12 protein-coding genes and 1 riboswitch are annotated in these 22365 nt (G+C 66.4%); of the genes, 8 read left to right on the top strand and 4 right to left on the bottom strand.

What is annotated here, in order from left to right; all coding sequences use genetic code 11:
• Positions 1–538: 538 nt before the first annotated feature.
• The 4 genes from ACYVD0_RS09620 to ACYVD0_RS09605 form a co-directional block, all read right to left on the bottom strand.
• Positions 539–2755: a glycoside hydrolase family 70 protein gene (locus ACYVD0_RS09620; protein ID WP_460426622.1), complete on the bottom strand. Its 2217-nt coding sequence runs from the start codon at positions 2753–2755 to the stop codon at positions 539–541.
• Positions 2756–3207: 452 nt separating this feature from the next.
• Positions 3208–3292: riboswitch (cyclic di-GMP riboswitch) on the bottom strand.
• A gap of 297 nt (positions 3293–3589) precedes the next feature.
• Positions 3590–5173 carry a glutamate--cysteine ligase gene (gene gshA, locus ACYVD0_RS09615; protein ID WP_460426621.1) on the bottom strand — a complete coding sequence of 528 codons (1584 nt, stop codon included), beginning with the start codon at positions 5171–5173 and terminating at the stop codon, positions 3590–3592.
• 185 nt (positions 5174–5358) lie between these two features.
• A complete protein-coding gene (locus tag ACYVD0_RS09610; protein WP_460426620.1) occupies positions 5359–5748 on the bottom strand; it encodes a PaaI family thioesterase in 390 nt (129 codons plus the stop codon).
• Between the two features lie 5 nt (positions 5749–5753).
• Complete coding sequence (locus ACYVD0_RS09605; RefSeq protein WP_460426619.1) at positions 5754–8069, bottom strand: Tex family protein; 2316 nt, start codon at positions 8067–8069, stop codon at positions 5754–5756.
• Between the two features lie 415 nt (positions 8070–8484).
• Between ACYVD0_RS09605 and bcsE the strand changes: the two genes are divergently transcribed.
• From bcsE to bcsC, 8 genes are read left to right on the top strand one after another with little or no spacing between them, the layout of a single operon-like run.
• Positions 8485–10017, top strand: coding sequence for a cellulose biosynthesis protein BcsE (gene bcsE, locus ACYVD0_RS09600; protein WP_460426618.1), 1533 nt, complete (start codon positions 8485–8487; stop codon positions 10015–10017).
• On the top strand, positions 10014–10199 hold the full coding sequence (locus ACYVD0_RS09595) for a hypothetical protein (protein WP_460426617.1): 186 nt from the start codon (positions 10014–10016) through the stop codon (positions 10197–10199). The genes bcsE and ACYVD0_RS09595 overlap by 4 nt, the downstream gene beginning before the upstream one ends.
• Entirely contained in the window at positions 10196–11845 is a 1650-nt protein-coding gene (bcsG, locus tag ACYVD0_RS09590; protein WP_460426616.1) for a cellulose biosynthesis protein BcsG, read from the top strand. The genes ACYVD0_RS09595 and bcsG overlap by 4 nt, the downstream gene beginning before the upstream one ends.
• Complete coding sequence (bcsQ, locus tag ACYVD0_RS09585; RefSeq protein ID WP_460426615.1) at positions 11842–12804, top strand: cellulose biosynthesis protein BcsQ; 963 nt, start codon at positions 11842–11844, stop codon at positions 12802–12804. The genes bcsG and bcsQ overlap by 4 nt, the downstream gene beginning before the upstream one ends.
• Positions 12801–15425, top strand: a complete 2625-nt coding sequence (gene bcsA / locus ACYVD0_RS09580) for a glycosyltransferase family protein (RefSeq protein WP_460426614.1) — start codon at positions 12801–12803, stop codon at positions 15423–15425. The genes bcsQ and bcsA overlap by 4 nt, the downstream gene beginning before the upstream one ends.
• Positions 15422–17716 carry a cellulose biosynthesis cyclic di-GMP-binding regulatory protein BcsB gene (bcsB, locus tag ACYVD0_RS09575; protein WP_460426613.1) on the top strand — a complete coding sequence of 765 codons (2295 nt, stop codon included), beginning with the start codon at positions 15422–15424 and terminating at the stop codon, positions 17714–17716. The genes bcsA and bcsB overlap by 4 nt, the downstream gene beginning before the upstream one ends.
• A gap of 4 nt (positions 17717–17720) precedes the next feature.
• Positions 17721–18827, top strand: a complete 1107-nt coding sequence (gene bcsZ, locus ACYVD0_RS09570) for an endoglucanase (RefSeq protein ID WP_460426612.1) — start codon at positions 17721–17723, stop codon at positions 18825–18827.
• The gene (gene bcsC, locus ACYVD0_RS09565; RefSeq protein WP_460426611.1) at positions 18815–22330 is read left to right on the top strand and encodes a cellulose synthase complex outer membrane protein BcsC; all 3516 of its coding nucleotides are present in this window, start codon (positions 18815–18817) and stop codon (positions 22328–22330) included. The genes bcsZ and bcsC overlap by 13 nt, the downstream gene beginning before the upstream one ends.
• The last annotated feature ends 35 nt before the right edge of the window (positions 22331–22365 follow it).

Below are 22365 nucleotides of genomic sequence, written 5' to 3'. Positions count from 1 at the left end.
TGAGCTGGCTGGCCAAAACCCCGGAGCGGGTAGTTGCCTATTTCCAGCATGCGTCGGTGCGTTATGCCACTTAGATTGGGTATTTGATTGCCGGGTTAATAACCGCTGCCGGTGAGGATGCTCCATGGCAAGAAGCCTTCATGGCTCAGCCAGAACAACGCTGAGAGTCGAGCCGAGCTCCCAGTGTGGCCTGCCTCAACGATAAGCAGTATGGCGATTCGCTCAAATTCTCCAAGCGGTTCCCGCACTGTCCGTAGATATCCTCAAATACTCCTCTCAAACTAGGGTCTCAACACACCTCAATCTGCGGATATAAGCTGCGCAGCTTGACCCTTGCACCCTGGGTGGTGAACTGCCATCGAGGTGGTTGCGGCGTTGCTGCCATGTGGCGACCTCCTTACGCATCAGCTCGAGGGAGTCGATGCGCCTATCAACATGCGTCGAGAGGTTCAAAACGGAGCAGGAAAAAATATCGGTCGGAGAGGGCGGCTCGCTGGCGAGCCACCCCCTCAAGCGAACCGCTCAGTGATGAGCAGGCTCACTCCTTGGCCTGAAGGTCCGGAACCCAGGCGGCCAGGTAGCCCTTTACATCCACGTTCTGGGTGCCCTTCACCTGGACGGTGAGGCGGCCGTCCTTGTCGGTCTTGAGCCGCTCCGCGTGGTAGCCCATGGCGTCGACGAACCACTGGTTACGGTGCTTGGCACCCATGTCGATGGTGATCGTCGTGTCCAGCGCCGGGTTGTTGCCGGCGACCACGGCCACACCTGTCTTGCGGTCATTGCCGAGACGAATGTTGCTGACCAGATCCTCACCGTTGGTGCCAGTGTTGCTGTCCTCGTAGCGAATCACCTGCTCGCCCTTGGCGAACTGCTTGCGCATATTGAGGATATTCACGATGTCGTCGCGGTACGGTGTCGGGGTCGACATGTACGGCTTCGAGGACATGAACATGTCGCCGTAGAAGACGGTCGGCACGGTGTCCTTGGTGGTCAGCAGGACGGCATACATGGCCGGGACGTTGTGGGGCGCCCACTGCTTCTCGACGCTGTTGCGGTCCATATCATACTTCTCCAGCTGGCGCAGCTCGTAGGGCTGTGTACCCCACTCGTGGCCGCCGGCCTCTTCTTCGGTCAGCGGGACGGTCACCAGGATGTTGTGCTCCTGGTCGTGGTTGTTCACGAACGACCAGTTGGGCAGGGCCGGACCGCCGTTGACCCGGTCGATCAGCGATGCCTCGAAGGCGTAGCGCAGCGGCGCCCAGTCACGGCCGAAGGAGAACATCAGGCCCGAGAAGGGACCGGCGTCCATGGCCATCTGGCCGTAGTTGTTGGACTGCTCGAAGTCGACCTGCTGGTCCACGTAGGACTCGATGTAGCTCAGGTGCTCGTTGACGTCCTCGCCGGCGAAGTAGTTGAGCCTCTGGCTGACTTCGTCGCGCAGCATATCGGTGTTGATATGGGAGGCGGCATCGATGCGGAAGCCGTCGAAGCCGAAGTCGAGCAGATACTTCTGCCAGTTCAGTTGCTCCTGCTGCACATCTTCGCGGATGGTGTCGAGGTCGTTGCCCACCAGGTACTCGAAATCGAGCACGTTGGTACCGATGTGCGACGGGTCGTTCTCGGGACCGTCGTAGCGCAGAACGCCGGCCTGGGCGTCCTCTTCCGACTTCTTCGAGTAGCCGGGCTGGGCAGCCAGGTAGTCGTCCATCAGCGGGCCGATGGGGTTGGGGGTCATGCGCAGCTCGGCCAGCATGGTTTCGCGAATCTCTTCGTCGCTGCCCGTGTAGCCGTTCTCGCGCACGAAGTCCATGAAGGTCTGGACGACGACATCGGCGCGCGGCTCTTCGTAGTACAGGAAGAGGGGCGCGTACACGGCGTCGGCTTCGCTGTCGGCGTTCTCGACTGCGAACCAGGTGTCGGCCAGCAGATAGTTGTCGACGGTGTTGATCGTGCCGTACTTGGCCGCGTCGCTCTCGGCCAGCCACTGCGGCAGGTAGTTGTCGGGATGCTGCGGACCGAAGTAGCGCCAGGGCACATTGCTCGCATCGGTGAGCACCCGGAACATGCCCTGGTACTGCGTCGTGGTCCCGTGGAAGTGGAAGTAGTCCCACTCCTTGATCACACCGTGCTCGGCCTGCCCCGGCGCTGAGCCCTTGCTGTAGGTCGAGTAGAGGTACTTGTCGATGGAGGGGTTGTTCGGGTTGCCGTACATGTCGACGCCCGTCACGGGCAGCACATGGCGTTCATTCAGGCCGATGATCTGGTTCGGGACCACGTCGACCTGGATGCGGATGTCGTTGTTGTGCAGGGCGTTGATGGCCGCCTTCAACTCGTCGGCAGTACCGTATTTGGTCGGGCCCTTGCCGTAGGCGCCGAGGTCGTAGCGGTCGGCGATCGCGTAGCCTTCGCCGTATTTGGAGTCGGAAGCAGCGCGGTAGGGGGGCGGCGACCAGACATCGGTGATACCCCACTGCGCCAACTGCGGAGCATTGTTGGCCAGGGCGTTGTAGGTCGCATTGTCGTTCGGCTGATAGAGTGCGAACGCCTGGAAGATGACATGCTCGTCGAGTTTCTCGTTGGAGACGAATACGTCACTCGACGTGGACTCCCGGACCTTGCCGTCGTACTTGTTCACCTCGACCTTCACGCCGTCCGGTCCGGTGGTGATCGCCTTGATACCAAGGAGCCCTTTTCCGCCCTTGTCCTGCTGTTTTTCCTCATCCGACTCGCCAGGCTGCGCTTCGCGCCACTTCACGCTGCCCTTGCCATCGCGCACCTGCTCGAGCGCCGTAGGGGCCGGTGCCGCAACCGCCGTGCCTGACAACAGGCCCGAAATCGCGATGCTGAGTAGGGAAACTGCAAAAAACTGGCTTGGTGATGTTCTCATATGGAGTTCGCTTTACCATGGGTGATGAGAAGTCACGACAGGGGGGCTGCCAGGGGCAACCTCCTGCTTGCCAGGGTGGCGTTGGGTGTGCTCATGTCGATACCCCTGGCTCTTCTCTGTTGAATGATCCATCAGAAGAGGACATGCGCAGTCTTGCCAGACATTGCTGCATCAACTCGGGTGCGCCTGATCCGCACGCGGTGCAGGCGCACTGCATGCACGGGGCAACACCGCACTGCGTGATGCCCATGGCATCAGCAGGGACGAGTGAAATGGCAATAGTTCAGAATGCGAACACGAAAAACGTGCCGGCATACAAAACTGGCAGTCCCGCTATCATCGGAAATTTCCGTTAGACCGGAGACTTTGCGTCGCCATCTTTCGATGGTTTTGCCTTTTTCAGTTCAGCTACCGCTCACAGAGGGAGGGTTAACCAGGTGGGCGTGAGCTGGGTAGTGCCTCTAAAGACAGCGCTGTCTTTATAAGCAGGCTAACGATAACATACAAAAATGCATTCGTTCACTAAATTGATGGCGGTTTGAGTCAGTCGAGATGTTTTCGACCTGTACGACGGCTAATTGCGCAGAAAACAGCAATTCAGAAGTGATCTTGCTCAGCCTCTGTGGACGCCCCGTTAAGTGACAGGCGGATTCGTCCGACTGTGCCCGCCCTTGGCTGGGCGGCAGGTCTTGGTGGTAGCGCTCAGGCCCCGCCAGCCTGGATGCTCGCCTGGTAGGCGGCGACGAAGTCGTCGAAGTTGCCGCTGTCCCGGCGTTCCAGTTCGGCCTGTTCCGCCAGGGAGGCGCGGGTCTCGGCCTCGAAGGCCTGACGTTCCTCCTCGCCCAGCGGGCGGGCGCGGAAGGTTTCGGCGTGGGCCAAGCTCTGGCGCAGGGCGAAGGCGCGGAAGCTTTCGCCACGTTCGCGCAGGGTCGTCAAGACCCGGGCCGAGGGAGTGAGATCGGGGTTGGCGACCTTGGCCTGCTGGGCGTGCAGGGCGCTCCGGTAGGCGTCGCCGCCGTAGGCCCGGTCGAGCAGTTCAGCGAAGGGCTGCAGGCATTCGAGCAGCTCGCCGGCCCAGGCCGCGAACGGTACCGTTTGTCCCTGGCGCTGCAGGTGCAGGCCGGGGCGGCGGCCCTCCCTGACCACCTTGAGGAAGTTGCCGGTGCAGCTGGCGCATTCTACCGGGGCCAGGCAGGGGCTGTCCTCGAGGGCGCAGAACAGCAGGAAGGCATCGAGGAAGCGCGCCTCGTCGAGGTCGATGCCCAGCGGCAGGAAAGGGTCGATGTCCAGGCAGCGCACCTCGATGTATTGCACGCCGCGGGCGACCAGCGCCTGGATCGGCCGCTCGCCGCTGCCGGTGACGCGTTTGGGGCGGATGCTCGAGTAGTACTCGTTTTCGATCTGCAGCACGTTGGTGTTCAGTTGCAGCCATTCGCCATCACGCTGGGTGCCAATCTTGGCGTAGGGCGCATAGGGGGTGGAGACCGCCCGGCGCAGGCTGTCGGTGTAGCTGGTCAGGTCGTTGTAGCAGGGGGTCAGGCCGGCCTGGGCGTTGTTCTGGTAGCCCAGGTCGCTCATCCGCAGGCTGGTCGCCCAGGGCAGGTAGAGGGTGTCGGCGTCGAACTCCTGCAGTTGGTGCGGGCGGTCACGCAGGAAGCTTCGGTCCAGCGCCGGCGAGGCGCCGAACAGGTACATCAACAGCCAGCTGTAGCGGCGGAAGTTGCGGATCAGCGCGATGTAGCGTTCGGACTGGAAGTCACGGGCGCTGCGTGTGTCGCCCTCGGCCTGCTGCAGCCGCGGCCAGAGGGATTCCGGCAGGGAGAAGTTGTAGTGGATGCCAGCGATGCACTGCATGGTCTTGCCGTAGCGCAGCGCGAGTCCCTTGCGGTAGACGTGCTTGAGCCGGCCGATGTGCGAGCTGCCGTAGCGGGCGATGGGGATGTCATCTTCCGCCGGCAGCGGGCAAGGCATCGATGGGCTCCACAGGTATTCGCCGTCGAGCTTGGCGCAGGCGAAGCGATGGATGCGCTCCAGTGCGGCGAGGGTCGCCGCCGGGTCGGTCTCGGCGGGAGTGATGAACTCCAGCAGCGCCTCGGAATAGTCGGTGGTGATCCGCGCATGGGTCAGCGCCGAGCCCAGCGCCGCCGGATGGGGCGTCTGGGCCAACTGGCCGGCGGCATCGACGCGCAGGCATTCCCGCTCGATGCCGTGCAGGCAGTGCCTGAGCAGGGACTGGTTGGCGGGCTCGCCCAGCAGGGCCAGGCGACGGGAGAGAAGCTCGCTCAAGTTCGGATTCCTCAGGCACGATCGGCCCAATATGGGGGCTGACAGGAGGCTATACAAGTATTGTTGGCCCTGGGCCGAAGGGAAAATCGCAGCGGCGGGACAAGCACATGCGCGGGGCAGGGCAGGGAGGTGGCCCCGGCGGCGACAAGAGCGTCGCGGCCCGGGCCGCTCCCGGCGGCGGAGGCCTACAGGCGGGCGAAGGTAGTCAGTGCCTTGGCCACCAGCTTGCCCGCTTGGTGCACTTCGGCCTCGATCACCTGGGTGCGCTTGCCATTGTGCTCGACCCAGGCGCGGCAGGTCAGTTCGCCCGCGCTGACTGGGCGGATGTAGTTGACCTTGCACTCCGGGGTGACGCTGTCCGGCGTGCCGTCGCCCAGGCTGTGGCTGGCCTGACCCATGGCGCTGTCGATCAGCGAGAACAGCGCGCCGCCGTGCAACTTGCCGTGCAGGTTGCGCAGGCCGTCGTGCATGGCCAGGCGCACCGTCGCCTCGCCGCCGCCGGCGGCGAGGGTCTCCAGGCCGAGCAGGCGCCCGAAGGCGCTGCTCTTGCCGACCTCTTCCGCTTGCATGCTCACGGGGTTCACTTCCTCAGGTGCTTGGCGTTGGCGAACAGCGCGGCCATGGCGTTGTTCGCCGGTGCCGGCTTGTCCTGGCCGGAATGGCGCTCGCTGCGCGGGGCATTGCCGCGCGGCTTGCCGCCGCCACGCGGGCCCTCGACCTTCTCGCCGGGGGTGTCGCCCATGCGCATCGACAGGCCGACGCGGTTGCGCGGGATATCCACCTCCATCACCTTGACCTTGACGATATCGCCGGCCTTGACCACCTCGTACGGGTCCTTGACGAATTTCTCCGACAGCGCGCTGATGTGCACCAGACCGTCCTGATGCACGCCGATGTCGACGAAGGCACCGAAGTTGGTCACGTTGGTCACTACGCCCTCGAGGATCATCCCGGGCTGGAGGTCTTTGATGCTCTCCACACCTTCCTGGAACTCGGCGGTCCTGAACTCCGGGCGCGGGTCGCGGCCGGGCTTGTCCAGTTCCTTGAGGATGTCGGTGACGGTGGGCAGGCCGAAGGTCTCGTCGGTGAATCTGGCAGGATCGAGACGCTTGAGGAAGCTCGAATCGCCGATCAGCGAACGGATATCGCGGCCGGTATCGGCGGCGATGAGCTTGACCACCGGATAAGCCTCCGGGTGCACCGCCGAGGCGTCCAGCGGGTTGTCGCCGTTCATCACCCGCAGGAAGCCGGCGGCCAGCTCGAAGGTCTTGTCGCCCAGGCGCGGCACCTTCTTCAGCTCGGCGCGGGTCTTGAAGGCGCCGTTGGCGTCGCGGTAGGCGACGATGTTGCCCGCCAGGGTGGCATTGAGGCCGGAGATGCGCGCCAGCAGAGCGGCCGAGGCGGTGTTGACATCGACGCCGACGGCGTTCACGCAGTCCTCGACCACCGCGTCCAGCGAGCGCGCCAGCTGCAGCTGGGAGACGTCGTGCTGGTACTGGCCGACGCCGATGGCCTTGGGCTCGATCTTCACCAGCTCGGCCAGCGGGTCCTGCAGGCGCCGGCCGATGCTGACGGCGCCGCGCAGCGATACATCCAGCTCGGGGAACTCTCGGGCGGCCAGCTCGGAGGCCGAATACACGGAAGCGCCGGCCTCGCTGACCATGATCTTGGTGAGCTTCAGGGTCGGGTGCTTCTTGATCAGCTCGCCGGCCAGCTTGTCGCTCTCGCGGCTGGCGGTGCCGTTGCCGATGGCGATCAGTTCCACCGCATGCCTGGCGCACAGCCTGGCGAGGGTCGCCAGGGTTCCGTCCCAGTCGTGGCGCGGCGCGTGGGGGTAGACGGTGGCAGTGTCCAAGAGCTTGCCGGTGGCATCCACCACAGCCACCTTGCAGCCGGTGCGCAGGCCTGGGTCGAGGGCCAGGGTCACCCGTGGGCCAGCCGGGGCGGCGAGCAGCAGATCGTGCAGGTTGCGGGCGAACACCGAGATGGCCTCGGTTTCGGCCGCCTCGCGCAGCTCGCCGAAGAGGTCGGTTTCCAGGTGGGTGTAGAGCTTGACCTTCCAGGTCCAGCGCACCACCTCGGCCAGCCACCTGTCGGCGGCGCGGCCGCGGTTGTCGATGCCGAAGCGCTCGCCGATCATGCCTTCGCAGGGGTGCATGGCGCCCGGCAGCTCCTCGCCGACCTTGAGGGCGACGCTCAGCACGCCCTCGTTGCGTCCGCGGAAGATCGCCAGGGCGCGGTGCGAGGGCACACTCTTGAGCGGCTCGTCGTGCTCGAAGTAGTCGCTGAACTTGGCGCCTTCGGTTTCCTTGCCGGCGACCAGGCGCGCGCTGAGGGTGGCGTCCTGCTTGAGGAAGCCGCGCAGGCGCTCGAGCAGGGTGGCGTCCTCGGCGAAGCGTTCCATGAGGATGTACTTGGCGCCCTCCAGCACCGCCTTGATGTCGGCGAAACCCTTCTCGGCATCGACGAAGCGCGCCGCTTCGCTTTCCGGGTTCAGTTCAGGGTTGCCGAACAGCGCGTCGGCCAGCTCGCCGAGGCCGGCCTCCAGGGCGATCTGGCCCTTGGTGCGGCGCTTCTGCTTGTACGGGAGGTAGAGGTCTTCCAGGCGCGTCTTGGTGTCGGCCAGCCTGATCTCGCGCTCCAGCTCCGGGGTCAGCTTGCCCTGTTCCTCAATGCTGGCGAGGATCGCCGTGCGACGCTCTTCCAGCTCGCGCAGGTAGCGCAGGCGCTCTTCCAGGGTGCGCAGCTGGGTGTCGTCAAGGCTGCCCGTCACTTCTTTTCGATAGCGGGCGATGAAGGGCACGGTGGCGCCCTCGTCGAGCAGCGCCACGGCGGCGGCGACCTGTTGCGGGCGGACGCCGAGTTCCTCGGCGATGCGGGCGTTGATGCTGTCCATATGACTTCCTGCTTGGGCGGGGGAAGGTGGCCGGCAGCGGCCACAGGGGAGCGCGATTATAACCGTGGCCCAAACGGGGAGCCGAAAGTTACGCAGCGATGACAGCCTGATGGCCTGCCTGGCGGTTTCGATCAGGCAATTTTGGTATCCGAGGTTTTGTTATTGCGTTGTTGCCGCCCCCTGCTGCGACTGGACTTTCGCGGCAATGACGTAGGCGGGAAGCGACGATGAATGGCCTTAGTCATGAGTAGGTGTCATTTTTCCGACTTTCTCTGGAGCATTACAGTGAAATATGCTGTGCTAGCAAAATGCTGGCATTGGGTATTTTAATGCTCCGCTATTTTATTGACGAATTTCGCTTCGAATAATTGTCATGCGAATCCGCAGCACAGGGTGTGCAGTAAGGAGTCCTTGTTTGAGTCTTTTCTCCCTGTCCATCCCGCATCTATGGGAAGAGTGGGCGCAGATGCGTTGCGGCGGTCTGTACTGGCTGGTCTGCGAGCAAGCGGACGAGGTCGACAGATTGTGCCTTCAGGTATTGGCCGGCATGAGGTGCAGCCAGCGTGTCGTCTTGCTGGTGTGTGGCCGAAGGCCGGATGCGATCCATGCCGCTCTCGACGATCACGAGGGGCCGGGTGAGCTGATTCCCTACGAATTCGCGGAGCCTCGCGCAAAGGCGGCTCTGAACACGATGCCGCGGGATCTGCAGCGCCTGCTCGCCCCGCGCGGAGTGTTGCTGATGCTGGTGGTGCCCTCTTCAGTCTGGAGCGAGTTCGGCGACCGGGAGCTCCATGACTGGTGTCGCCGGCTGCGTGAGTGGCTGGATCGCCGGGCCTGCACTCTGCTGGTCGTCAACTCCGGCAAGTCACAATCCATCGCTTCCCGCCTGTTGGCGTGCAACGATTCCCTGGCAGGTTTGGCGCAGCTCTATCACGGACGCGGCGGGATTCGCTATCTCCTGCATTTCTGGCGCAATGCGCTGGGCGTGCGAGCTGGCGGCGAGGTCGGTTTCGAGCGCGTGGGTGACCGCTTCGTCTGTCGACCGGAGACAGAGCAGGGCGGCTCGGGGCCGACAGCCAGCGACCAGCATCACTATCTGGCGCCGCGGGCCGTGCTGGAGGGGGCGCCGCCGCTTTCCGAGCACTGGCGGCTGTTCGACGATGTCGCTGTCCTGCTGGCTGCGGCCATGCGCTCTACCGCGTCCAGTGTCGTTCTCGGCATTGGCAGCAACGAGCAGGTCAGCGAACTGGCCCGCCATGTGTACGCGCTGCGCCGACAGCGGGGCAAGGCCCTGAAGCTGGTGGTGCGTGAGCTGGCACCCTGCCTGCGTTATCTGGACGAGCAGTTGCTGCTGATCTGCGGGGCTTCTTTGATCGTGCCGCACGGAGTCGGACTGTCGCGCTTTTTGACCATGCTTGACAGCGTGCAGGGACAGACATGGACACGCACCTTGCCAACCGATTTCGAGGGTGCGCTCGACTACCTGCGGCCACCGAGCCTCCGCGGCCTGTTGCCGACCCCGAAGTTCGTCGCCGTGGTGCGGGATATCATCGAGCAGGCTCCGGGCCGGGAGGTGAGCCATCTTCTCCTGCGCCTGCGGGTGGCAGCGGGGTTGGACCTGTCCCAGGTGCTCGGTCAGTGCCGTCTGCGCCGGTACGGGGACATGGCCTGCGTGGCGGGCGGCGATCTCTATCTGTTTCTTTTCGCCTGCCGGCCGAATGCGTTGGACAGTGCCTTGGGCAACATCTTTCGCCTGTCCTGGCGCGAGCTGTTCGCCAGCCATGAGATTCTCGACGGGGTGCAGGGCATTTCCCCGGATGTCGTGGCCAACGACTGCACGGTCCTGCCATCCGTACCTGTACGGGGCGGGGCGCAGTCGGCCGCCACCGGCCCGGTCCGTCTGGCGCCGGTCCGGGTCAGTCTCGGCAAGCCGGCGGCTGCGCCATGAGCTCGTCGCAGCACTTTCAGCTGTTGATTGCCGGCGCCGTGCTGGGCATGGCGCTCGGTCTGCTGCTGCCGCACGCCTGGCGGGTCCTGGGGCGGGTGGTCGGGCGCCTGCTGCCGTCCCGGCATTTCAAGGCCCATCCTCGGCGGCGACGTGCCGAGCCACCTAAAAGAACCTCCTCATGAGCAGCTCCGAGTCGATGGAGCGTTGGTCGGCAGTGGAGCGCTGTCCCGGCCTGGGTGTCTGGAATCTCTATTTCCTCGGCAAGTTCATTTTATTGTGGGCGGGGGCGCTGAACTTCCAGCTGCTCCCGAACCTGTTGTTTGCCGCCGTCCTGCTCCTGCCGCTGCCGCGCTGGGTCCGGTATCTGCGTACCGCGCTGGCGGTGCCGGCGGCCGTGGCGCTGTTTTATCACGACACCTGGTTGCCGCCCTTCCGGCGCCTGCTCGAAGCGCCGGGCGTGCTGGACTTCTCCGCCGACTATCTGCTCGAGCTGGCGGAGCGCTTCATCGACTGGCAATGGCTGGGGGGAGCGCTGCTCCTGGTGTTCGCCTACCTGCTGCTGGCGCCCTGGCTGCGCTTCACCACGTTGTCGGTGGCCGGCCTGCTCTGGTTGTCGATCCTGGCCCTGCCGCTGCCGGCCCCGCGGATTTTCGGTGACCCGCCGGTCATCCAGGCGCCAGCCGGTGCCGCGACGGCTGCCGGCAAGAATGCGGCGGTCGCGCACGACGCTCCCGATAATGTCACGCTGGAATCCTACCTGAGCGACTTCTATCGCAGTGAGGCGGCACGGCACGTGCGTTTCGAGCCGGCGGAGAGGGGCGGTCCGTTCGATCTGCTGGTGATCAATGTCTGTTCGCTGTCCTGGGACGACCTGCGGACCGTGGGGCTGAACGAGCATCCCCTGTTCAGGCGCATGGATATCCAGTTCGACAATTTCAACTCTGCCGCTTCCTACAGCGGACCGGCCGCGATCCGCCTGCTGCGCGCCAACTGCGGACAGAACTCCCATGCCGGGCTGTACCAGCCGGCTGGCGACCAGTGCCTGTTGTTCGACAACCTTGCCCATCTCGGTTTTTCCAACGAACTGGCCCTTAACCACAACGGTCGCTTCGACGGTTTCCTCGAGGAGATTCGCAGCCAGGGGCGGCTGCCGGCACCGCTGTTCGGCGCCGAGCGCTTCCAGCGCTCGCTGGTCGCTTTCGACAGTTCGCCGATCTGGCGCGATCGCGAGGTGCTGGAGCGCTGGTGGCGCCAGCGCCAGGAGAGCGCCGCCGAGCGCGTATCGCTGTTCTACAACACCATTACCCTGCATGACGGCAATCGTGTGGTGCAGGCGGATGGCTCGACCCGTTCGGCCGATTATTCCGAGCGTGCCCGGCGCCTGCTGGACGATTTGAATGCCTTCATCGACCGCCTGGAGAGCAGCGGTCGGCGGGTGGTACTGGCCCTGGTTCCCGAGCATGGGGCCGCCTTGCACGGCGACCGCCTACAGATCGCCGGCATGCGCGAGATCCCGGCGCCGTCGATCACTCATGTGCCGGTTGGCGTCAAGCTGATCGGCCTGCCGCTGGCCGAGAGAAAAGAGCCGCTGCAGATTGCCACTCCCAGCAGCTACCTGGCGCTCGCCGAACTGATCGCCCGCCTGCAGGCCGGGCCGACGGAAGGGCAAAACGCCTACGACCTGGCGAACCTGACACGTGATCTGCCGCAGACCGCCTGGGTTGCCGAGAGTACTGGCGGCGTGGTGCTCGATTACGCCGGAACCTACTACCTGCGCACCCGGGAAGGTGGGCAATGGGCACCCTATCCGCAGGACAAGGGCCGATGAAAGAGGCAAGCAGGCACGGAAACGACATTGCCGCCGTACGGACGGCGCTTGGCCTGGACGATTTCGCCTATACCGACCTGGCGGTCCGGCGCGAACTGGGTCTCGCCCAGGCGCGCTGGCCGTTTTTGACTGAGTCTTTCGCACCGCGCATCGATCATGGGCGCGGCGCGCAGGGCGACGGCGCGTCCCGACCCAGGCGACTGGCGATGCAGGGGCTGCGCGGCGGTTGTGGCGTCACCGTACTGGTCGCCGCGCTCGGGCACGCGTTGCAGAGTCTGGGGCAGCGCGTGCTGATGGTGGACATGAGCCCGGAAAACCTGTTGGGCCAGCATTGCAACCTGCCGACGGAGGAGCCCGGTGGCTGGGCGCGCTCGGCCTTCGACCGCCAGCCCTGGACGGAAAGCGCATGGCGCGTGCTGCCCGGTCTGCACATCATGCCCTACGGGCGCCTGCGGGAGGTCGAGCAGGAACGCTTGGAACTGTTCCTGCGGAGGGCGCCGCATTTCTGGTCGAAACGCCTGACGGGACTGGCTTGGCAATTCGACTGGGTGATCTTCGACCTGCCGCAGCGCTTGCCCGGTCATGCCCACATCGACGAGTGCGATCTGCGCCTGCGGGTCCTGGACGCCGATCCGGCCTGTCACCTGCTGCTGCAGCGGCGGGACATCGGCGACGAGTGGCTGTTGGTCAACCGTTTCGATCCGACCCGTTCCCTGCAGCGCGACCTCATGCTGCTCTGGCAGAGCAGGCTCGAGGCCTGCCTGATACCGCAGTACGTGCACGATGACGAGGCCATGCGCGAGGCCCTGGCGCACAAGTCGCCATTGGGGGTGCATGCGCCACACAGCCTGGCTGCCGAGGATGTGCTCAGCCTGGCGACCTGGTGCCTGGCCCGTGGTGCCCGGCACGAGCGGCAGGCAGCGGCAATGGCGATGGACGAGGCCATGGCCGGCGCATGATTCGAACGCAAGCCTCAAGCGGATTTCCGGGCACGCAGCGACGCCTTCTGGGCATCCTGCCATGGTCCTATGCCGAGCTGCGTCTGCGGCGTGGCGCCGGCCCGACGATCGCCGCCCTGTGCAGCCTGCTCATCGCCCTGGCCTGGCTCCTGCTGCGCCTGGAGTCGCCGGTCTGGCAGCGCCTGATGCATCGCCATGCCGAACTCTATCCCCAACTGGCCGGAAAGCGGCTGACCTTCGGCGATCCGCTGCGCTATGTCGTGCAGACGCTCTGGCTGCTGCTCTGGCATCCCGGCAGGGCCGGCAAGGGCTGGCTGTTCGCCGGCTGGCGGAGCCTGGGCAGCGGCTGGGCGGCGGCGATGGGGCAGAGCGCCCGGCTGGCGCAGCGCCTGACGGCATTCCCTTGGTCGCGTTTCGAAGGCTGGTTGGAGCGCTTGCCGCTGTCCCTGCGCCGCGCCCTGCTACTGGCGCTGGGACTGGCGGCCGGACTGATGGCCCTGGTGTGCATCACCGCGCCGTTCGGCCTGATGGCGCAGACGGTGTTCGTCCTGCTGCTGTGGGGCGTGGCCATGCTGGCGAGGTGCCTGCCAGGGCGTTTTGCCGCGTTCCTGCTGATCCTGCTGTCGGCGATCGCCTCATGCCGCTACATCTGGTGGCGCTATACCTCGACCCTGAACTGGGATACGTCCCTGGATCTGTTCTGCGGCCTGGTCCTGCTGGTGGCGGAAACCTATTCCTGGCTGGTGCTGATGCTCGGCTACCTGCAGACCTGCTGGCCGCTCGGCCGCCGTCCCGTACCCCTGCCGGCCGACACGGCGCAGTGGCCACGGGTGGATCTGCTGATTCCCACCTACAACGAGAGCCTCGCGGTCGTGCGCAACACCCTGTACGCCGCCCTGGCGCTGGACTGGCCGCAGGACCGTCTGAACATCTACATCCTCGATGACGGGCGGCGCGAGGCGTTTCGCCGCTTTGCGGACGAGGTCGGGGTCGGCTATATCGTTCGTCCCGACAATCGTCACGCCAAGGCCGGCAACCTCAATCATGCGCTCCGGCGCATCGACGGCGAGCTGATCGCCATCTTCGACTGCGACCACGTGCCGGTACGCTCCTTCCTGCAGCTCAGCGTGGGCTGGTTCCTGCGCGATCCCAAGCTGGCGCTGGTGCAGACTCCGCACCGCTTCTTCTCGCCCGACCCGTTCGAGCGCAACCTCGGCACTTTCCGTTGGCGGCCCAACGAGGGCGAGTTGTTCTACGGGCTGGTGCAGGATGGCAACGACCTCTGGAACGCGGCCTTCTTCTGCGGCTCCTGTGCGGTGTTGCGCCGTTCCGCGCTGGAGGAGATCGGCGGTTTCGCCGTGGAGACGGTCACCGAGGATGCCCACACGGCGCTGCGCCTGCATCGCCACGGCTGGAACTCCGCCTATCTGCGCATTCCCCTGGCGGCCGGCCTGGCCACCGAAAGCCTGTCCGCCCACGTCGGCCAGCGCATCCGCTGGGCACGCGGCATGGCGCAGATCTTCCGTACCGACAACCCGCTGCTGGGCAAGGGACTGAGCCTGCTCCAGCGGATCTGCTATGCCAACGCCATGCTGCACTTCCTGTCGGGGCTGCCGCGGCTGGTGTTCCTGACCGCGCCGCTGGCCTTCCTGCTGCTGCATGCCTACATCATCTACGCGCCGGCGTCGATGATCCTGCTCTACGTGCTGCCGCACATGACCCATGCCAGCCTGGCCAACTCGCGCATGCAGGGGCCATTCCGCCACAGCTTCTGGAGCGAGGTGTACGAGACGGTGCTGGCCTGGTACATCGCCTGGCCGACCACCCTGGCGCTCATCGACCCGAGCAAGGGCAAATTCAACGTTACCGCCAAGGGCGGCCTGATGGAGGACAGCCAGTTCGACTGGCGGATCGCCCGACCCTACCTGATCCTCGCCCTGCTCAATGTCTGCGGGCTGGGGTTCGCCGCCTGGCGCCTGGCCTACGGGCCGGCCACTGAGATCGCCACCGTGCTCGTCAGCTCGCTGTGGGTGATCTACAACCTGCTGATCATCGGCGGTGCCGTGGCCGTCGCCGCCGAGGTGCGGCAGGTCCGCGAAAACCACCGCGTGCAGGTCCGCCAGTCTGCGGCCCTGCGTCTGGCGGACGGGCATCTGTATGCCTGCGAGCTGATCGACTACTCCAGCGGCGGGGCGGGGCTGGAGCTGCCCCGGGAGCTGCCCCTGGAGTCAGGCGCCCGAGTCTGGCTGTTGCTGCGGCGCGGCACCCGCGAATTCGCCTTCAAGGGGCGGATCGGCCGTTGTGCCGGGCTGCAGGTCGGAGTGCGCTTCGAAGCTCTTACCCAGCAGCAGCAGATCGATCTGGTGCAATGCACCTTTGCCCGTGCCGATGCCTGGCTGGACTGGAATGCCCAGCATATGGAGGAGCGCCCGCTGCGCAATCTCATCGATGTGCTGAGCCTGGGCGGGCGCGGCTACATGCGCCTGCTGGAGCATTTCCCGCGCTGGCTGCGAGAGCCGTTCCTGCGCCTGGGCGCCCTGTTGCGCTGGCTGGTCAGTTTCCTGCCGCGCAGCGTCGTCGTTTCCCCTCGACAAAGCCTGCGAGCCGTACCTTCGCCATGAGTCTATCGATCAAGCCCTGGATGGCTATCCTTTCCCTGTCCATCGCTCCGCTGGCGATTGCCGCTCCCCAGGCCGTCGCCGCTCCAGCCGCTACCGTGCAACCTGTCACCGCGATGGACGAATTGCCGCCGCCCTCCTGGCAAAGCCGGCGTTCGTTCGGCGATCTCGGCCGCGCCGACGATCTCATGCTGCTGGGCATCCGCAACACCGAGCGGATCGATTTCTCCATGCGGCGCGACCGTCTGGCCAGTGAAGCCGTCCTGGAGCTCGAATACACGCCATCACCGTCCCTGCTGGCCAACCTGTCGCACCTGCGCGTCTACCTCAACGAGCGGCTGATGGGTGTGCTGCCGGTCGCCCAGGACCGGCCAGGCCAGCCGCTGCGCAATACGCTGAGTCTCGATCCGCGCCTGGTCGCCGACTTCAACCGCTTGCGCCTGGAGTTCGTCGGCCACTATGCGGACCTCTGCGAGGACCCGGCGAACAGCGCGCTGTGGCTGAACGTCAGCCGCGCCAGCGAGATCCGGCTGCACGAGCAGGCCCTGCACACCCGGAACGATTTGGCGCGCTTTCCAGCGCCCTTCTTCGACGCGCGCGACAATACGCGCCTCGACCTGTCGATGACGTTCGCCGCGGCGCCTACGCTCGGCGAGCAGCAGGCCGCGGCCATCCTCGCCTCCTACTTCGGCAGCCTGAGCGGCTGGCGGGGCACGCGCTTTCCCGTCCTGTTCGATCGGCTGCCGCATGCCGCCAGTGATCGGCAGCCCCCGCTGGGCGTAGTCTTCGCCACCAATGACCGGCGCCCGTCGTTTCTTGCCGATCTCGAGCATTTCCCGCCGGTGGCGGGCCCGCAGATCGAATCGATCGATCACCCGGACAACCCTTATGGCAAGTTGCTCCTGATCCTCGGGCGCGACGAGGCGGATCTGCGGCGCGCCGTCACCGCCCTGGCCCTCGGGACTCCGCTGCTGCGCGGCGCGCGCGTGACCATCGGCGAGCTGCCGCCGCTGGCACCGCGCAAGCCCTACGATGCGCCGAACTGGATACCGACCGACCGACCGGTGCGCTTCGCCGAACTGCTGGAGTACGAGCGGCAACTGCAGGTCAGCGGCCTGCAGCCGGACCCCATCACGCTCTCTCTCAATCTGCCGCCGGATCTGTTCGTCTGGCGCAACCAGGGCATCCCGCTACGGGTCAACTTCCGTTACAACGCGCCGGGCAACAACGACGACTCGCGGCTCAACATCCATCTCAACGACCAGTTCATCGCCAGCCTGGAACTGCGCAGTCACGACCGGCAAAGTGGCTTCGATATCTTGCGTCTTGCCTTGCACGAAGAGACAGGAGGCGCCCGCGAGAAGCTCCTGGTGCCGGCGCTCAAGGTGGGGGACCGCAACCGCCTGAGCTTCGACTTCGATTTCGCCGCCACGCTGGCCAGCGCGCAGCGCGACCGCTGTCAGACCGTGCTGCCGGTCAATGTGCATGGCGTCGTCGACGAGGATTCGAGCATCGACCTGTCCGGCAGCCATCACTACATGGCCATGCCCGACCTTTCTGCTTTCGCCCGCAGTGGCTTCCCCTTCAGCCGCATGGCCGACCTTTCCGAAACCCTGGTGCTGGTGCCGGCCCGGGCCGGCGAGCAGCAGGTGTCGACGCTGCTCGAAACCCTGGCGGGGCTGGGAGCGCAGATCGGCTACCCGGCCTTCGGCGTACGACTGGTCGACGACTGGCAGGCGGCGAGTGGCGTGGATGCGGACCTGCTGATCATCGGCCAGTGGCCGCAAGCCCTGCGCGACGGGATGGATCTCAGCCTGCGCCTGGCCGCTCCCCACGCCCGTCTGCTGGTCGGCCAGCCGGCGCCGGCGGTACGCAGCGCCGCGCTGCCGGTGATCCGCGCGGCCCCGCAGGCCCGGCTCGAGGTCGCCGCCGAGGCGCCCATCGCCGCGCTGGTCGGGATGCAGTCGCCGATCCATCCGCAACGCAGCATCGTCGCCCTGCTGGCCTCGACCGCGGACGACCATGCCCTGCTGCGGCAGACGCTGGCCGATCCCGGCAAGCGCGAGGCGCTGGACGGCTCGGTGGCGCTGATCCGCAGCAGCGGGGTCAGCAGCCAGTTCGTCGGCGAGCCCTATTACATCGGCCATCTGCCCTGGTGGCTGTTGCTGTGGTTCCACCTGTCCGGGCATCCGCTGCTGCTGGCTTCGCTGGCGGTGTTGTGCGTGTTGTTCGGTGCGTTTCTCGCTTGGCGCCTGCTGCGGGCGATCGGGCGCCGTCGTCTGGGAGAGGGGTAACGGCATGCGGTGTCTTTTGCTGTGTCTGGCACTGGCCTGTCTGCCGCTGCGCGGCTGGGCCGCCGGCTGTGACTGGCCGGCCTGGGAAAGCTTTCGCCGGACGCTGGTCAGCGAGGACGGGCGGACCATCGACCGCTCCTCGCCGCGCTTTGTCACCACATCGGAGGGACAAGCCTATGGGCTGTTCTTCGCCCTGGTGGCGAACGATCGGGACAGCTTCGCCCGCCTGCTGCGCTGGACACAGAGCAATCTTGCCGCCGGCGACCTGGACAACCATTTGCCGGCCTGGCTGTGGGGACGTGGGGATGATGGGCAGTGGGGCGTGCTGGATCGCAACAATGCCAGCGATGCCGATCTGTGGCTGGCCTATGCCCTGATCGAGGCGGGGCGCCTGTGGGAGGTGCCGGCCTATACCCGCCAGGGACAGGCGCTGCTCTGGCGCAGCGCCGCCCAGACCGTGCGCAAGCTGCCGGGACTCGGCCTGATGCTGTTGCCCGGCGATTACGGTTTCGACGATGCCGAGGGCTGGCGGCTCAATCCCAGTTACCTGCCGCCGCAATTGTTCGACCGCTTCGCAGAGTTCGCGCCGATCTGGGCCGAGCTGGCTGCCGGCAGCCGCCGTCTGTTGCTCGAAAGCGCTCCCGGGGGACTTGCGCCCGACTGGTTGCAGTGGCGCCGCGACACGGGCTGGGCGCCCGATCCGGAGCATGGCACGGAAGGCGACTACGATGCGATCCGCGTCTATCTGTGGGTCGGCATGCTGGCCAAGGATTCGCCCGGACGGGCCGAGTTGCTGAACCACTTCGCGCCCATGGCTCGGCTCACCGCTGAGCGAGGCCTGCCGCCCGAGCGCATCGACACGCGCAGCGGCGCGGCCGAGGGCCAGGGGCCGGCTGGCTTCTCCGCGGCTCTGCTGCCGCTGCTGGCCCAGCTGTCGCCGCCGGCGCTGGCCGCGCAGCGTGACCGCCTGGAGCGGCAGCCGGTGGCGGCGGAGGCTTACTACGATCAGGTCCTGAGCCTGTTCGGCCAGGGTTGGGACGCGCGTCGCTACCGCTTCGACAAGGTGGGGCGGCTGTTGCCGTACTGGCTGACGCAATCATGCGCAAACTGAAAGACGTATTCCTGATCTGCGGACTGCTGCCGGGCCTGGCGCTCGCCCAGCCAAACATTGCCACGGGAGGCAGCCAGCGCGACCGGCTGCTCGAACAGATCCTCCTTGGCGAGGCGCTCAACCGCGACGATCTGGTCGACAGCTCGCTGGCCCGCCTGCAGCAGATGGCGCCCGACAGCCCCGAGGCCCTGGCGGCGCAGGCGCGCCTGGTGATCCGCCGTGGCGATCCGCGCACGGCCGGTCGCCTGCTCAACCGGTTGTATCTGCAGGCGCCGGATTCCGCGGAGTGGCGGCAGATCCGCGTATTGCTCAAGCTGGCCATGCCCGGCGGGCAGAAGGAGTTGCAGGACGCCAGGCTGCTGGCCGAGAAGTCGTTGCCCGAGGCTGTGCAGGCCTATGAGCGGGTGCTCGATGAACAACTGCCGAGTCTGGAGCTGGCGCTGGAGTACTGGCGCCTGCGCAGTCGCATGGGGGGCCAGCGGCCACTGGCCATTGCCAACCTGGAAACCCTGGCGCGCAAGTATCCGGGGCATGCCGGCCTGCATCGGCAACTGGCCGACTTGCTGTTCTCCGAGGATCGTCCGCGCGAGGCCCTGGCTCTGCTGCATGCCCTGGCGCAGGATCCGGTGGCCAGCCCAGTCGCCGCCCAGCGGGAGTTCCAGTACCTCAACGAGCTGCCGCTCGGCAAGCAGAGTGTGGAGGGATGGCAGACATTCATTACGCTCTACCCGCTCTCGGCCCTGCTGGACGAGGCGCGGATAATTCTCGCCCACCAGCAGCAGAAGCTCGCCGATCCTGCCTGGCAGACGGGCCTGCGTGGCCAGGCCCTGCTTGACAAGGGGTTGAATGCCGAGGCCGAGGCCGAGCTGCGGCGCGCCCTGCGCCACCTGCCGGAGGAGGCGGGCCTGCACGGTGCGCTGGGGCTGGCGCTGATGCGCCAGGGACGCCAGAGCGAGGCGCTGGCCGCCTTCACCGCAGCGCGGCGGTTCGAACAGGACATCCGGGTCATCAGCAAATGGCAAAGCCTGCTCGTCGCGGCGCAGTACTGGGCCTGGGTGGAGCGGGCCGAGCAGGCGCGCGAAGCCGGCAACCCGGCCCAGGCCCGGGAGCTCTACGCCCGGGCTCGCCGACAGCAGCCCCGGGAGCCGGCCGCCATGCTCGGCCTGGCCGAGCTGGCCCGGGCCGAGGGCAAGGTGGAGGAGGCCGAGCGGCTCCTGCTGCGGGTCCAGCGCCTGGCGCCGGACAACGATGAAGCGCTGAGGGGCCTGTTGCGCCTGTATCAGGCCCAATCGCCCGAGCGTGCCACGGCCTTCCTGGAAAGCCTGCTGCCCGCTCGCCAGCAAGCGTTCGCCACGCAGCTGCGCGACCTGCGCCTGGCCCTGCTGCAGTCGCAGATCGAGGCGGCCGCCCGGCGCGGCGACCTGCCGGAGACCGTTCGCCTGCTCGCCGCCGCCCGTCAGCTGGCGCCGGACGATCCCTGGCTTGCCCACCGCCTGGCCGAAAATCTGGTCGAGCAGGGGCAGGTCGGCCAAGCCGAGGCGGTGTTTCGCGACCTGCTCGGCCGTCAGGGGCTCAATCCCCAGGCCCGCTATGCCCATGCCTTGCACCTGGCCGCGACCGGGCGCGACGGCGCGGCGCTGGAAAGCCTGCAGGCGATCCCGCTGGTCGCCTGGAACGAAGAAGTGCGCCTGCTGGCCCGGCAACTACGACGTCGCCAACTGCAGGCCCACGCCGAGTCGTTGCGCGCCGCCGGCCACGAACCGGCGGCGGTCGCCCTGCTGGAAAGCCAGAAGGACCTTGCCGACGACGACCTGCTGCGCCTGGCCGGCTGGGCGCAGGAGCGCGGCGATCATGAGCGCGCACTGGGCTACTTCCAGCGGGCCGAGACGGCCAGCCCCGGCAATGCGCTGGCCCGTCTCGGGCGGCTCGAGAGTTGGATCGCCCTGGGCCGGCTCGAACAGGTGCGCGGCGAATTGCAGGCGTCCGCCCCGGCGTTCGTGGCCGGCGAACGCGACGCCCAGCGGCGCCTGGCCAATGCCTGGGGCGCGGCTGGCGAGCAGGCGCATGCCCGGGTGCTGTTCAACCGCCTCGTGGCCGGGTCGAGCGAGCCGGAGCCGCTGCTCCTGCGCGATGCCGCGCGCCAGCATGTGCAGGCGGCGCCGCAGCAGGCCCTCGACCTGTATGCCAGGGCGCTGCGCGATGCCGGCGAGCTGCCCACTGCCAAGGCATCGCCCCGCGACGACCGCGCCTTGACCCTGGCCAGTCGCCCGCAGGACGGTGACGATTGGCTCAAGCGCAGCCTGCGCAGCGAGGTCGAGTCCCTGTACCTGAAGCAGACCCCGATCGTGCGCCTGCAGCATGATTTCGGCTGGCGCAACGACGACAACGTCACCCCCGGGCTTTCCGACATGGACATGGATACCGTCATGCTCCAGCTCGACCTGCCGCTGGCTGGTGGGCGTGGCTTCCTGCGCGTCGATGAAGTGAACCTGGATGTTGGCCGGTTCGATACCGACGCTGACGGCCGGCACACCGAGTCCTTCGGTAGCTGCGCGCTTCCAGGGTTGGAAGGATGCCGCGCCGATCGGCAGCGGGCGCGCGGCACCGCCGTGGCGCTCGGCTGGCGCGGCGAGCGCCTGGCCTTCGACATTGGCCGTTCACCGCAGGGCTTCGAAATCGAGAACTGGCTGGGCGGGACGAGCTACGACTGGGACTATGCCGGCCTCGGCTGGACGCTGACCGCCTCGCGTCGGCCGCTGTCCAATTCGCTGCTCTCTTATGCCGGTACCGAAGACCCCCGCACCGGCATCCGCTGGGGCGGCGTTACTGCCAATGGCGTCGGCCTCGGCCTGAGCTACGACCAGGGCGGCAGCCACGGTGTATGGGCCGATTTCGGCCTGCATTGGTTACGCGGCAAGAACGTCGAGGACAATCTACGCACCCGACTGATGAGCGGCTATTACTACAAGGCCATCGAGAATGTCGACGAACGCTTGCGGTTGGGCCTGAACGTCATGTACTGGCATTACGAGAGGGACCTCAGCGACTATACCCTGGGGCAGGGCGGCTACTTCAGTCCGCAGCAGTACACCTCACTGGCCATGCCGGTCAATTACGCCTGGCGCAATGCCGACTGGTCGGTGGCCCTGGAAGGGGCGGTGAGCTGGTCGCGAACCGTCACCGACGACAGCGAGGTTTACCCGCTCGAGCGCCTGATCGCCGGGCCGCTGAGCCGGGCAGGGCGCGCGATCGACCGGGAAACCCTGGACCGGCTCAATACCCGGGCCGGCGACAGCAGCAGTTCCGTCGGTTATCGGCTCGGCTCCCTGGTCGAGCGACGGGTCAGCGATCATCTGGTTCTCGGCGGTGCGTTCAGCTGGCAGCAGGCCCGTGATTACGCACCGAGCTATGCCCAGATCTACCTGCGCTACCTGTTCGATCCCTGGCAGGGGGCGCTGCCGCTCGGTGGGGATGCGCTGGTGCCCTACAGCGAATTCAAGTGAGGGGCCTGTCAGGTAAAATCTGCTAACAATGGTCA

The sequence above is a fragment of the Azotobacter armeniacus genome (assembly GCF_054779355.1).
This window is presented reverse-complemented; position numbering and strand designations above follow the sequence as displayed.

What these genes read in the sequence shown, in the direction of transcription:
- ACYVD0_RS09605 (WP_460426619.1), bottom strand. Translation starts at nt 8,069, where the DNA reads ATGGACAGCATCAACGCCCGCATCGCCGAGGAACTCGGCGTCCGCCCG.
- ACYVD0_RS09595 (WP_460426617.1), top strand. Translation starts at nt 10,014, where the DNA reads ATGAGCTCGTCGCAGCACTTTCAGCTGTTGATTGCCGGCGCCGTGCTG.
- bcsG (WP_460426616.1), top strand. Translation starts at nt 10,196, where the DNA reads ATGAGCAGCTCCGAGTCGATGGAGCGTTGGTCGGCAGTGGAGCGCTGT.
- bcsQ (WP_460426615.1), top strand. Translation starts at nt 11,842, where the DNA reads ATGAAAGAGGCAAGCAGGCACGGAAACGACATTGCCGCCGTACGGACG.
- bcsA (WP_460426614.1), top strand. Translation starts at nt 12,801, where the DNA reads ATGATTCGAACGCAAGCCTCAAGCGGATTTCCGGGCACGCAGCGACGC.
- bcsB (WP_460426613.1), top strand. Translation starts at nt 15,422, where the DNA reads ATGAGTCTATCGATCAAGCCCTGGATGGCTATCCTTTCCCTGTCCATC.
- bcsZ (WP_460426612.1), top strand. Translation starts at nt 17,721, where the DNA reads ATGCGGTGTCTTTTGCTGTGTCTGGCACTGGCCTGTCTGCCGCTGCGC.
- bcsC (WP_460426611.1), top strand. Translation starts at nt 18,815, where the DNA reads ATGCGCAAACTGAAAGACGTATTCCTGATCTGCGGACTGCTGCCGGGC.